Raw genomic sequence first — 12191 nt, 5'->3', positions numbered from 1 at the left:
CCGCACGCCGCATCCCAGATACGAAACGGAAGAGAACCATGAGCACCACCACCCCGTTCCCCCAGGGCTTCCTCTGGGGCGGCGCGACCGCCGCCAACCAGGTCGAGGGCGCCTACGACCAGGGCGGCAAGGGTCTGTCGGTCCAGGACGTCATGCCCCGCGGCATCGTCGCCCCGCGCACGGCTGAGCCCACGGCCGACAACCTCAAGCTCGAGGCCATCGACTTCTACCACCGCTACGCGGAGGACATCGCCCTGTTCGCGAAGATGGGATTCGGCGTCTACCGCTTCTCGATCGCGTGGAGCCGCATCTTCCCGAAGGGCGACGAGGCCGAGCCCAACGAGGAGGGCCTCGCGTTCTACGACCGCGTGCTCGACGAGCTGGAGAAGCACGGCATCGAGCCGCTCGTGACGATCTCGCACTACGAGACGCCCCTGCATCTGGCCGAGACCTACGACGGCTGGACCGACCGTCGCCTCATCGGCTTCTACGAGAACTACGCCCGCACGCTCTTCGAGCGCTACGGCTCGCGCGTGAAGTACTGGCTGACCTTCAACGAGATCAACTCGCTTCTGCACGCGCCGTTCATGTCCGGCGGCATCAACACTCCGAAGGAGCAGCTGAGCGACGCTCAGCTGTACCAGGCCATGCACCACGAGCTGGTCGCGTCCGCCCGCGCGACGCGCATCGCCCGCGAGGTCGCACCGAACGCGCAGATCGGCTGCATGGTGCTGTCGATGCCCGTGTACCCGCTGACGCCGTCGCCGGCCGACGCGCTCGCCGTCATGGACTTCGATCACTCCAACCTCGTCTACGGCGACGTGCACACCCGCGGCGCGTACCCCGGGTACTTCCTGCGGACACTCCGCGAGAAGGGCATCGAGCTGGAGATCACCGACCAGGACCGCGAGGACCTGACCAACACGGTCGACTTCGTCTCGTTCAGCTACTACATGTCGGTCGCTCAGACCGCCGACCCCGCCAAGAAGGTCACCGGCGAGGGCAACATCATGGGTGGCGTGCCGAACCCCACGCTCGAGGCGAGCGAGTGGGGCTGGCAGATCGACCCCGCGGGCCTGCGTCTCGTGCTCAACCAGTTCTGGGACCGCTGGCAGAAGCCGCTGTTCATCGTCGAGAACGGGCTGGGCGCGAAGGACCAGCTGGTCGAGATCGACGGCGTCAAGACCGTCATCGACGACTACCGCATCGCCTACCTCAACGACCACCTCGTGCAGGTCGGCGAAGCCATCACGGATGGCGTGGAGGTGCTCGGCTACACCTCATGGGGGTGCATCGACATCGTCAGCGCCTCCACCGCGCAGCTCAGCAAGCGGTACGGCTTCATCTACGTCGACCGCAACGACGACGGCAGCGGCACGCTCGAGCGCTTCGAGAAGAAGTCGTTCGGCTGGTACGCCGAGGTCATCCGCACGAACGGCGCCAGCCTCACCCGCTGACGCCGCCCGCCGCGTGTGCCCACGATCGTCCCTCGCGGACGTGTCGTGGGCACACGCGTGTGCCGCCCTGCCCCGACCCCACCCCGACGCACCTCTCAGGCGGCACCGGGGAGAATGGATCATCGTGACCCCTCCCCGCATCGCATTCCTCGACGTCGACGGCACGATCCTCGATCACGGCACCACGATCGCGCCTTCCACGGTGGCCGCGATCCGAACCGCCCGCGAGCGCGGTGCCCTCGTCTACCTCAGCACCGGACGCTCGGCCGGCGACATCCACCCTGCCGTGCGTGAGATCGGCTTCGACGGCGCGATCACCAACGGCGGCGCGTACGCGATCGCAGGCGGCGAGGAGATCGTCGCCGATCCGATGCCGGCGGATGCGGTCGACCGCCTCGAGCGGTTCTTCCGCTCCCACGACATCCACTACTTCCTCCAGACCGAGGAGGCCGTGTACGCATCCGCCGAGGTTCAGGCCGCCGTCGCCGCGATGCTCTCCTCGTTGCGCTCCCGGCCCGCCGGCGACGGGCCGCAGACGGCACCGCAGGTCGCACCGCGCTTCCGGGATCTGGCCACGATCGACCGCGCCCGCGTCGCCAAGGCGGTCTTCCTCAGCGACTCGACGGATGCGGTCTCCCGCGCGCAGTCCGAACTGGGTGACCGCTTCCACGTCGTCCCGGGCAGCATCCCGCTTCCGGGGGGAACCAACGGCGAGATCGGCATGCAGGGCGTCACGAAGGGCTCGGCGATCACCGCGGTGCTCGACCACCTCGGCATCGACGCCGCCGACGCGATCGGCATCGGCGACAGCTGGAACGACGTCGAGATGTTCCAGGTGTGCGGCACGGGCATCGCGATGGGCAACGCCGCGCAGGAGCTGAAGGACCTCGCCGACGAGGTCACGACCGCGGTGCTCGACGACGGCATCCACAACGCCTTCGCTCGCCACGGTTTCATCTGACCCCGGGGGCTCCCTCTCCCCCTTGCCCGAGTTGCGTCGCAGTTGCGCAGATGCGCCACTTCTGCGCAGATGCAGCTGTCGTTGACTGGCGCATCTGCGCAGAAGTGTGGCGGCACGCGCGCGGCGGACGCCCCCCCCCCCGGACGGATGAGGCACGCCACTGCATCCTGTCCCGGCCCGCATCCTGCCCCGGCCGAACTCACGGGCCGGGGTGACGGGTGCGGCGCGCGTTGCGAGGATGGGTTCATGCGACGCGCACGGATCCACATCCTGGGAGCGAGCGGCAGCGGGACGACCACCTTGGGCGCGGCTCTCGCCTCGACCTGGAGCGTGCCGCACGCGGACGCCGACGACTACTTCTGGCTGCCCACCGATCCGCCCTTCACCGAGAAGCGCGCGGAGCCCGATCGGGTGGCGCTCATGCGGGCGATCTTCGCGTCGCGCCCGGCATGGGTGCTCTCCGGGTCGATGATGGGCTGGGGTGAGAGCATCGCCGCCGAATGCGACGCGGTCGTCTTCGTCACACTGGATCCGGCGGAACGGATGCGGCGGCTCGAGGCCCGCGAGCGGCGCCGGCGGGAGGGCCGCCCCCTCGATGACCCGGCCTGGGACGCCTTCCGGGACTGGGCCCGGAGCTACGACGATCCGACGTTCGACGGGCGGAGCCGAGCGACCCACGAAGCGTGGCTCGCCGCGCTCGGCAAACCCACACTCCGGTTGGACGGCCTCCACCCCACCGCGGACCTGCTCGACGCCGTCCTCCGTTGGGACCCTGCGTAGCCGGCATCCGCATGCCTCGGCGCGCGAAACTGCATCTTCTGCGCGAGATCACAGGTGATACCCCTGATCTCGTGCTCGAGATGCAGTCTCGCGGGTGGAGAGGGGAAGTGAGCCGCCGGCCGGGCTAGCGCGCGGCGGCGGGAGGCGGACCGGATGCGGGCGGTGCCGGCGCAGTGACGATCGCCGCGCGCTCGTGCCAGGTCTTCGCGGTCACCCGGTCGAGGGAGACCTGTCGGCGCAGGGCGTCGGCCTTCTCGTAGATGGACGGATCGCCGAAGCTCGTCAGTACCTTCACGAGCACCGGCAGCAGCTCGATCATGAAGAACAGCGCCGCGATCAGCCAATGCGCCCAGGCGAGGGTCGGCTCGCGCTCGGACAGCCGTTCGAGCGCGCTGATCTGGCTGAGCAGCCCGACCGCCTGCGCGTTGCCTCCGGCGATGGATGCGGCGCGATCGTTGTAAGCGGCGAGCGCGGCGTCGTACTGCGCCTGCGCCGCCGGCAGCTGGTCCTCGGCCTGCTTCTTGTTCTGGTCGGCGGATGCGGCGGCCGCATCCGTCCCGGCCGCGTTGGCGGAGGTGAGGGCGGCCTGCGCTTGGCTGAGCTGCGTCGCGAGGGCGTCGTACGCGGACTGCGCCTGGGTGAGCTGCGCCTGGGCGGCGTCCGAGCTCGTACCCGATCCCTGCACGCCGGTGCAGCCGGGGACGGTGCCCGCTCCCTCGCCGGTCAGCTCGCACTGGTACAGCGCGCGGGCCTGATCGATCACGCCCTGCTGCGCGGCGAGCTGCTGGGTGAGCTGGTCCACGTTCGCCTGCGCGGCGACCGACTCTGCCGAGGTGGAGGAGGTTCCCGCGACGATACCGGTCGCCGCCTGGTTCTGCAGGGCGGCGAGCGAGGCCGATGCGGCATCAAGGGCCTGCTTCTCGGGCCCGTTCGTGACGGCATCCTGATCGGACTGCGCCTGCACCACGTTGGTCGAGTTGACCTCTCGCGCGATGTCGTTGTGGAAGACCTGCAGCACGAGCGGCTCGGCGACGACGATGCCGATGAGCGCCGCCATGATGACGCGGGGGAAGGCGAGACCGAGCAGCCGCCACACGTTGCGGGTGGAGCGCATCGTCGAAGTGAGGAAGCGGTCGAGGTTGAAGATGATGAGCGCCCAGATGATCGCGAGTGGCACGGCGGCCCAGACGGCGATCTGCACCCCGGTGACGAGCGCGAAGCCCATCGAGAGGGCGGAGACGAGCGCGGTGCCGACCAGCACGAAGAACATCTGGACGAAGCGCGGCGTCTCGCTCGGAACGTCGTCGAGCACCTCGCCCTCGGCACCGCCGAGCACGGCGAGCGTGCGCGAGAGGGGCTGGCGCGGGCGACGGCGCGGGTTTCGGCGTTCGCGGACCACGGGAGGCGCCGGGTCAGGCACGGATGCCTCGGGCTGCGGCTCCTGCTCGGGCTCGTCGATCGGGTCGATCACCTCGGTCGGACCGGTCGCGACGCCGTCGGAGGGGCGGACGTCGCTCAGGTACAGCGCCTCTTCCTCAGGCTGCGACTCGAGGTCGATGCGGCCGTCGGAGCCGAAGCGGCCGGGTCGATGCGCGGAGAATGACACTGCGCAAGGGTAGGAGGCCCTGCCTGTGTGCCAGGTGCGAACGCCCTCGGACGCCCCCGTGCGCTCAGTCGAGGAAGATGTCGGGGAACATCGCCGAGTCGGGTGTGCCGGGCACGGCGGCGTATCCGGAGAGGTCGGTGACGCCGGCCTCGGCGAGCACGTCTTCGACGATGAGCGTCTGGCCGGTGTACTCGCGCGCGGGCCGCGTGATCACCTCGTACGCCGCATCCGCGTAGATCTCCGGGGTTCGGCTGACGGCCATCATCCGCTCGCCGCCCAGGGAGAACTGCACGGCGGCGGTCGCGATCGTCGTCCGGGGCCAGAGCGTGTTGGCGGCGATCCCCGAGTCCGCGAACTCGGCCGCCATGCCGAGGGTCGCCATCGTCATCCCGTACTTCGCGAGCGTGTACCCCGTGTGGGCACCCAGCCACCTCGGCGACAGGTTCAGCGGCGGCGACAGCGACAGGATGTGCGGGTTCGCCGCATCCTTCAGCATCGGCACCGCGGCGCGGGAGAGCAGGAAGGTGCCCCGCACGTTGACGTCCTGCATGAGGTCGTACTTCTTCGTCGCGAGCTCGAGAGAGCCCGACAGGTCGATGACCGAGGCGTTGTTGACGACGACGTCGATGCCGCCGAACTCGCCGTGGGCGGTCAGCACGGCCTGTGTGATGTCGTCCTCGTTGCGAACGTCGCCCACCAGCGGCAACGCGTGCCCGCCGGCCTCCTCGATCGCCGCCGCGGCGGTGTGCACCGTGCCCTCGAGCTTCGGATGCGGGGTGTCGGTCTTGGCCAGCAGGGCGATGTTCGCGCCGTCGCGCGCCGCGCGCAGCGCGATCGCGAGGCCGATGCCGCGACTGCCGCCGGACATGAGGATGGTCTTGCCGGCGAGCGGCTTCTGCTCGGTCATGGGATCTCCTTGGTGCGTCGGGAGCGTCGGGTTCACCCGCGGCGGGCGGATGCGGCGGCGAAGGCCTGGATGCGGGCCTTCGCGTCGGGGGTGTCGAAGGCGGCGCCGATCGTGCGCGCCTCGTCGTCGAGGTTCTCGGCGAACGAGCGGTCGGCGCCCGAGCGGACGAGTCGCTTCGCCTGACCGAACGCACCCGTCGCGCCCTCGAGCCAGAACCGCGCGATCTCGAGAGCGCGGGATGCGGGATCGGCGACCACCTCGGCGACGAGTCCCCATTCGAGCGCCTCGGGCGCCGCCAGCGTGCGGTCCTGCAGCAGCAGCTGGAGCGCCCGGCGCGGGCCGATGGCGGCGGCCAGGAGGGTCGAGACGCCGAGGTCCGGTGTGAGGCCGATGTTGGCGTAGCGGCTGACGAACTTCGCCCCCTCGGCGGCGACGATGTAGTCCGCCGTGAGCATGAGGCCCAACCCGCCCCCGGCGACCGCTCCCTGCACGGCGGCGACGATGGGCACGTGGGACTCGGTGAATGCGCGGATGCCCTCGTGGATCACGTGCGCGGCGGCCGTGACATCGCTGCCGTCGGCGCCGGAGGTCATGGAGATCACGTCGCCTCCGGCGCAGAAGGCCGGACCCGCCGCATCCAGCAGCACGGCGCCGACCGCGGAGTCCGAGGTGACCTGCCGGGCCGCATCCCGCCAGCGCTCGCCCATCGCGAAGTCCATCGCGTTCAGTCGATCGGGACGATTCAGCGTCACGCGGGCGAGGCCGTCGGCGACCTCGACCAGGATCGAGTCGGCGCTCATCGCGGAGCCATCCGAATCGCGCCGTCGAGACGGATCGTCTCGCCGTTGAGGTACCCGTTGCGCACGATCTCGGCCACGAGGCCGGCGTATTCGTCCGGGTGCCCGAGGCGGGCCGGGTACGGCACCTGTTGGCCGAGCGAGTCCTGCGCCGGCTGCGGCAGACCCGCGAGCATCGGCGTCTCCATGATGCCCGGCGCGATCGTGACGACGCGGATCGCGTGGCGCGCGAGCTCACGCGCGATCGGGAGGGTCATCGCATGCACCCCGCCCTTGGACGCGGAGTATGCGGGCTGCCCGATCTGGCCGTCGAACGCGGCGACCGACGCCGTGTTCACGATGACGCCCCGGTCGCCGCCCGCCGTCGGTTCGGTGCGGGCGATGGCGGCAGACGACTGGGCGATGACGTTATAGGTGCCGACGAGGTTCACGCGCACGAGCTTCTCGAAGTCGGCGAGAGGCGTCGGGGCGCCCTCACGATCCAGCACCTTGGCCGGCGGGGCGATGCCGGCGCAGTTGACGACCACGCGCAACGGCGCGGCGGCGGATGCGGCGGCGACCGCATCCGCGATCTGCTCGGGGCTGGTGACGTCGGCCGCGGCGAACGTGCCGCCCAGCTCGGCCGCGCGTTCCGCGCCCGCCGAGGACGCCAGGTCGACGAGGACGACGTGCGCCCCGTCGGCGGCGAGTCGCTGCGCCGTGGCCCAGCCGAGTCCGCTCGCGCCGCCCGTGACCAGCGCGGATGCACCCGCGACATCCATACGTTCTCCTTCGTACGTCGGTATCGGGTTCCACCCTACGCGGCACCGGGTCCCACCGTCACGCTCCCCCTCGCGACCCACCCCGCGTCCCCCTGCCCCCGCTCGCCTGCCCCCCGTTGGTCGCGACCCACCCCGCTCGCCTGTCACAGATCGACGCGCTGCGCTCGATCTGTGACAGGCGAGCACGCGGGCTTCTTGTTCCCCTGTCTGAAATCGACGCCTACGGCTCGATTTCAGACAGGGGAACAGCGGGCGGTGCGAGGCGAACAGCGGGCGGTGCCCTGGACGCGTCAGAGGGCGAAGACGAGGGTCCAGGTGCCGGCGAGCACCGCGGCGGTCACGGATGCGGCGGCGATCACCGCCGCGAGGGCGAGCAGCACGGCATCGCGCCAGCCGAGCCGCGAGGGCCGGGCCCAGGTGCGCGGGGCGTCGGATCCGAAGCCGCGGGCCTCCATCGCCGTCGCGAGCTTCGTGCCGCGACGGATGGACAGCACGAACAGGGCGAACGCCTGACCGAGGAATCGACGGATGCGGCCGCGGTCGGCCACCCCGCGTGCGCGGCGCGCCAGGGCGAGCTCACGCCAGTCGTCGACCAGCAGTCCCACCAGACGCAGGCCCGCGAGCGCACCGAGCACGAAGCGGGCGGGCAGGCGCAGCAGCTGGGCGAGACCGTCGGCGAGGTCTGTCGGGTCGGTCGTGATGAACAGGACGACCGACGGCAGTGCGATCGCCAGCACACGCAGCACGATGGCGGCGGCGAGCGAGAGCGATCCCTCGCTGACGCGCACGAGCCCCCACTCGAAGAACACCGCGCCGGAGGGCCGGCCGTACAGCACCGTCGCCGCGCCGCCGATGAGGGCTGCGACTCCGATCGGCCACACGCGCAGCCACAGCTCGCGCGCCCGCAGCCGCGAGAACGCCAGCAGCACGAGAGTGGCCGCGAGCGTCACGGCCGCCGAGACCGGGTCGATCGAGAGCAGGAGCGTGACCGAGACCACGAGAGTCGCGATGAGCTTGGTGACCGGGTTGATCCGCCCCAGAGGGCTCGCCGAGGCGTCGATCGCGAACAGGCTCATGAGGCCCGACCCAGCCGCAGCTCGTCGTCGGCGAGCGCCGCGACGAGGGCGGGATCGTGCGAGACGACGCCGATCGCGGTGCCGTCGGCGCGAAGCTCGTCGATCAGATCCGCGAGCTCTCGCCAGGTGCGCGCGTCCTGCCCGTAGGTCGGCTCGTCGAGCAGGATGACCCGCGGCGCAGTCGCAAGGACCGCGGCGACGGTCAACCGGCGCTTCTCTCCGCCCGAGAGAGTGAAGGGGTTCACCTCGGCGAGACGCCCCAGACGCAGGCGCTCGAGCAGCGGATCGACGCGCGCGGCCACCTCCGCCTCCGAGAGCCCCAGCGCACGAGGACCGACGGCGAGCTCGTCGCGCACGCGAGCGGTGAGCAGCTGGTGCTCCGGCTCCTGGAAGACGGTGCCGATGCGCGTGAGCAGCTGGGCTGCGCGCCACCGAGACGGATCGGATCCGACGCCGGCGGCCAACGCATCCGCCGCCCGCACCTCGCCTGCGATCGGCGGCAGCAGCCCGGCGAGGGTGAGCGCGAGCGTGGACTTGCCGGCGCCGTTGGCTCCCGTGATCGCAAGCGCCCGCCCCGCGTTCAGCTGCACGTCGATCCCGGATGCGGCGGCGAGCGCCTCGCGGCGGCCGATCCGACGGCGCCCGACCGCGAGACCGGCGCCGACCACGAGCGGGGGGGATTCTCCGGCGCGCGGGCGCGGCGTGATCCGCACGGGGACTCCCGGCACCCACACGCCCGCCTGCGTCAGGGCATCGGCCGCCGTGGCGAAGACGTCGGCGGGCGAGCCGTCCGCCAGCACCCCGCCGTCGGGCGCGAGCACGACGACGCGCTCGACGAGATCGGCCCACAGGTCGACGCGGTGCTCGACCACGACGAGCGTCGCCCCGGTGCGAGTCGCGACGGCGGCGACCGCATCCCGCACCTGACGAGCGCCGTCGGGATCGAGGTTGGCCGTCGGCTCGTCGAGCAACAGGAGCTTCGGGCGCATGGCCAGCGCACCGGCCAGCGCGAGCCGCTGCTTCTGCCCGCCCGACAGCGCGGACGTGGGGTGGTCGAGCGGCACCGGCAGCCCCACGGCATCCAGCGCTTCACCGACTCGTGGCCAGATCTCGTCGGCCGGCACGCCGAGGTTCTCGCATCCGAACGCGACATCGTCGCCGACGCGAGCGAGGATCACCTGGGCGTCGGGATCCTGCAGCACCATGCCCGCGACCCCGCGGACGAATGCGGGGTGCGCACCGTCGACGCTCAGCTCCCCGGTCGCCTCGCCGTCCTCGTCGCCGCCCAGCACACCGGCGAAGGCGCGCAGCAGCGTCGACTTGCCCGCGCCGCTCGCGCCCAGCAGCAGCACCCGCTCGCCGGGCTCGATCGTGAGATCGATGTCGGCGACGGCCCAGCGTCTGCGGCCCGCGTGCCGCCACCCCCACCCGCGGGCGATGACCCGCGCGCCGGGAGTCACGCCGCGTCGGCGGCTTCGACGATGCGCGCCTGCCGTCCGGAGGCGAACCGGTCGAGCGCTCCCGTGGCAGCGAGCGCGCGGGCGATGAGCCACGAGACGAGCCCCGCGATGAGGATGCCCGAGACGATCGCCGAGACGAAGTAGATCGCGCGGGGGCCCGCGTCGTACGCGGCGATGGAGGAGAAGTTGGTGTCGAGCAGCGCCACGGCCAGTCCCGTGAGCGCACCCGAAACGAGAGCGACCCAGAGACGGTAGTTCGCGTAGGCGAACAGCGCGAAGCCGAGTTCGGCTCCCACCCCCTGCACCACTCCCCAGATGAAGGTGGTGAAGCCCCACTGCGTGCCGAGTGCCATCGAGACGACCGCCGCGACGATCTCGCCGTACAGCGCGGCGCCCGGCTTGCGGATGATGAGCCCGGTGAGGACACCCGCGAACAGCCATCCTCCGGCGAGCAGACCCTCGAGCCCCGGCAAGAACGCGAGCGCCGTGCTCAGCGGCGTCCAGGCCTGACCCCAGACCCAGAAGATGACGCCGGCCGCGACGCCGATCACGCTGGCGACGACGATGTCGACGACCCGCCACCGCCACCGGGAGGTGAGGGAAGGACGAGCGGATGTGGACGTGGACGTATGCATTGATGCTCCTTCCTGCGCCGGCATGATCCGGATCAGGTTCGACGGTCGAAGCGTGGATCCGCTTCCTCTCAGCCCGGCTCACCGGACTCCCGTGGTTGACGTGCCGAGTATAGACCCGCTGCTCGCGCTACCGTAGGCGGGTGACCGTGACTGGCCCGACCCCGCCCACTCGGCGTTCGCTGCGCCGCGGCGGAGACGCCGAGCCGTCCGTCGACGAGGCTCCTCTGCCGCCCCACGACCTCGAGATCGAGGTGCCGCGCGCGCCGGTCGACGCCGCATCCACTCCCGCGATGATCGCCGCCGCGAGCTTCAACGGCACGCCGGAGGACGCCGCCACGGAGCACTCCTTCTCCCCGGCCCAGGATGCGGCGGCATCCGTGCCGGTCGTCGTGCCTCCCGTGACCACGGCGCTGAACTGGGTCGACGAGACCGCGGTCGCACGGGCGTCGGGGACGACTCCACAACTCGAAGCCGCGGGCGCAGCATCGTTCACCCCCGTCGCCGCGGACCTTCTCGCCCGCGCCCCCCGCCGGACGCCGTGGCGTCCCGGGGTCCTGGTTCCGATCGCACTGATCGTCGCGGTCGTCGCGGCGTATTGCGGCACCACACTGCTGTGGCCGCTGTACGCCGTCGCCCCGACCGTGCAGGCGTCGGCCCTCGAGGCCACCCCGTCGGCCGCGGCCGTCGGAGCGTGGCCGGGTGCCGGCAGCGCGGCCGTCGTCGTCGACGGCGTGGGTTCCCCGATCGCCTCCAGCCCCGATGCCCGCTCGATCGCCAGCATCACAAAGGTCGTGACCGCGATGGTGGTGCTCGACCAGATGCCTCTCGCAGCAGGCGAACAGGGCCGGGAGTTCGCGTTCAGCGCTGCCGACGAACGCGAGTACTGGTCGTACCGCCGCAACGGCGAATCGGCGCTCGACGTTCCGGTGGGCGGCACGCTGACGGAGTACCAGATGCTGCAGGGCATGCTCATGGGATCCGCGAACAACTATGCGGACCGCCTCGCCGACACCATCTGGCCCAACAACGCGGTCTACGCGCGGGCGGCCAACGACTGGCTCGCAGCGCACGGACTGACCGGCATCACGATCGCCGGCCCCGCCGGCATCGAGGCCGAGAACGCCGCCACCCCTGCAGCTCTGCTGGAGGTCGCCAAGCGCGCGCTCGCCGACCCCGTCATCGCCGAGATCGTGCGCACCCCCTCCGTCGAGCTTCCCGGGGCGGGTCTCGTCGAGAACACGAACAATCTGCTCGCGGATCCCGGCGTCGTCGGCCTCAAGACCGGCACGCTCGACTCCTACAATCTCCTCGCCGCCAAAGACGTCACGATCGGCGACACCACGGTCCGCATCTACGCCGCGACGCTCGGCCAGCCCGACGTCGAGACGCGGGATGCGGCGACGCGCGCCCTCTTCGCCCAGGTCGAGCAGGAACTGCAGCTCACGCCCTCGGTCGCGGCCGGCACGACCGTCGGACGGGTGGAGACGAGGTGGGGCGCGACGGTTCCGATCGTGACCGCGGCCGACGCCGACGTGGTGCTGTGGAACGGCTCTGCCGCGTCGCTGGCGACCTCGTTCGATCTCGGCGACGCGCGCGAGCGGGGCGACGTGGTCGGCTCGCTCGTCGCGACCGGCCCCAAGAACGCGTCGACGGTGGACGTCGTGCTCGACGGCGAACTGGACGGCCCGAGTCCCTGGTGGCGGCTGACGCACCCGCTCGAGCTGTTCGGTCTGGTCTGAGCCCCGCGGGAG

Annotated in this window: 11 protein-coding genes and 1 riboswitch; of the genes, 4 read left to right on the top strand and 7 right to left on the bottom strand. The window is 71.3% G+C overall.

Annotated features, from left to right (window positions below; all coding sequences use genetic code 11):
* The first annotated feature begins 38 nt into the window (after window positions 1-38).
* The 3 genes from EHF32_RS14465 (at window position 39) to EHF32_RS14455 (ending at window position 3198) form a co-directional block, all read left to right on the top strand.
* Complete coding sequence (locus EHF32_RS14465) at window positions 39-1457, top strand: glycoside hydrolase family 1 protein (RefSeq protein WP_137418838.1); 1419 nt, start codon at window positions 39-41, stop codon at window positions 1455-1457.
* Window positions 1458-1575: 118 nt separating this feature from the next.
* Window positions 1576-2418, top strand: coding sequence for a Cof-type HAD-IIB family hydrolase (locus EHF32_RS14460; RefSeq protein ID WP_137419269.1), 843 nt, complete (start codon window positions 1576-1578; stop codon window positions 2416-2418).
* A gap of 246 nt (window positions 2419-2664) precedes the next feature.
* Window positions 2665-3198: an AAA family ATPase gene (locus tag EHF32_RS14455; RefSeq protein ID WP_137418837.1), complete on the top strand. Its 534-nt coding sequence runs from the start codon at window positions 2665-2667 to the stop codon at window positions 3196-3198.
* 124 nt (window positions 3199-3322) lie between these two features.
* Here EHF32_RS14455 and EHF32_RS14450 read toward each other — a convergent pair whose 3' ends face one another.
* From EHF32_RS14450 to EHF32_RS16115, 7 genes are all read right to left on the bottom strand, one after another.
* Window positions 3323-4804, bottom strand: a complete 1482-nt coding sequence (locus tag EHF32_RS14450) for a DUF4407 domain-containing protein (RefSeq protein WP_137418836.1) — start codon at window positions 4802-4804, stop codon at window positions 3323-3325.
* A gap of 64 nt (window positions 4805-4868) precedes the next feature.
* Window positions 4869-5711, bottom strand: a complete 843-nt coding sequence (locus EHF32_RS14445; protein WP_137418835.1) for an SDR family oxidoreductase — start codon at window positions 5709-5711, stop codon at window positions 4869-4871.
* 32 nt (window positions 5712-5743) lie between these two features.
* A complete protein-coding gene (locus EHF32_RS14440; protein WP_137418834.1) occupies window positions 5744-6511 on the bottom strand; it encodes an enoyl-CoA hydratase/isomerase family protein in 768 nt (255 codons plus the stop codon).
* Window positions 6508-7269, bottom strand: a complete 762-nt coding sequence (locus EHF32_RS14435) for an SDR family NAD(P)-dependent oxidoreductase (RefSeq protein WP_137418833.1) — start codon at window positions 7267-7269, stop codon at window positions 6508-6510. Before EHF32_RS14435 ends, EHF32_RS14440 begins: the two co-directional genes overlap by 4 nt.
* A 290-nt stretch (window positions 7270-7559) precedes the next feature.
* On the bottom strand, window positions 7560-8345 hold the full coding sequence (locus tag EHF32_RS14430; RefSeq protein ID WP_137418832.1) for an energy-coupling factor transporter transmembrane component T family protein: 786 nt from the start codon (window positions 8343-8345) through the stop codon (window positions 7560-7562).
* On the bottom strand, window positions 8342-9805 hold the full coding sequence (locus EHF32_RS14425; RefSeq protein ID WP_238343724.1) for an ABC transporter ATP-binding protein: 1464 nt from the start codon (window positions 9803-9805) through the stop codon (window positions 8342-8344). The genes EHF32_RS14430 and EHF32_RS14425 overlap by 4 nt, the downstream gene beginning before the upstream one ends.
* Window positions 9802-10440, bottom strand: a complete 639-nt coding sequence (locus EHF32_RS16115; RefSeq protein WP_238343723.1) for an ECF transporter S component — start codon at window positions 10438-10440, stop codon at window positions 9802-9804. Before EHF32_RS16115 ends, EHF32_RS14425 begins: the two co-directional genes overlap by 4 nt.
* Window positions 10433-10543, bottom strand: a riboswitch (TPP riboswitch). It overlaps the preceding gene by 8 nt.
* 37 nt (window positions 10544-10580) lie before the next feature.
* On the opposite strand from EHF32_RS16115, the gene EHF32_RS14420 reads away from it, so the two are divergent.
* The gene (locus tag EHF32_RS14420) at window positions 10581-12179 is read left to right on the top strand and encodes a D-alanyl-D-alanine carboxypeptidase family protein (protein WP_238343722.1); all 1599 of its coding nucleotides are present in this window, start codon (window positions 10581-10583) and stop codon (window positions 12177-12179) included.
* Window positions 12180-12191 lie beyond the last annotated feature (12 nt).

This window comes from Microbacterium sp. RG1 (assembly GCF_005347485.1).
In the GTDB taxonomy this organism is placed as follows: Bacteria; Actinomycetota; Actinomycetes; order Actinomycetales; family Microbacteriaceae; genus Microbacterium; species Microbacterium binotii_A.
This window is presented reverse-complemented; position numbering and strand designations above follow the sequence as displayed.

Excerpts from the sequence above, each read along its gene's own strand:
- EHF32_RS14465 (WP_137418838.1), top strand. The coding sequence starts at position 39 with ATGAGCACCACCACCCCGTTCCCCCAGGGCTTCCTCTGGGGCGGCGCG.
- EHF32_RS14455 (WP_137418837.1), top strand. The coding sequence starts at position 2,665 with ATGCGACGCGCACGGATCCACATCCTGGGAGCGAGCGGCAGCGGGACG.
- EHF32_RS14445 (WP_137418835.1), bottom strand. The coding sequence starts at position 5,711 with ATGACCGAGCAGAAGCCGCTCGCCGGCAAGACCATCCTCATGTCCGGC.
- EHF32_RS14440 (WP_137418834.1), bottom strand. The coding sequence starts at position 6,511 with ATGAGCGCCGACTCGATCCTGGTCGAGGTCGCCGACGGCCTCGCCCGC.
- EHF32_RS14435 (WP_137418833.1), bottom strand. The coding sequence starts at position 7,269 with ATGGATGTCGCGGGTGCATCCGCGCTGGTCACGGGCGGCGCGAGCGGA.
- EHF32_RS14430 (WP_137418832.1), bottom strand. The coding sequence starts at position 8,345 with ATGAGCCTGTTCGCGATCGACGCCTCGGCGAGCCCTCTGGGGCGGATC.
- EHF32_RS16115 (WP_238343723.1), bottom strand. The coding sequence starts at position 10,440 with ATGCATACGTCCACGTCCACATCCGCTCGTCCTTCCCTCACCTCCCGG.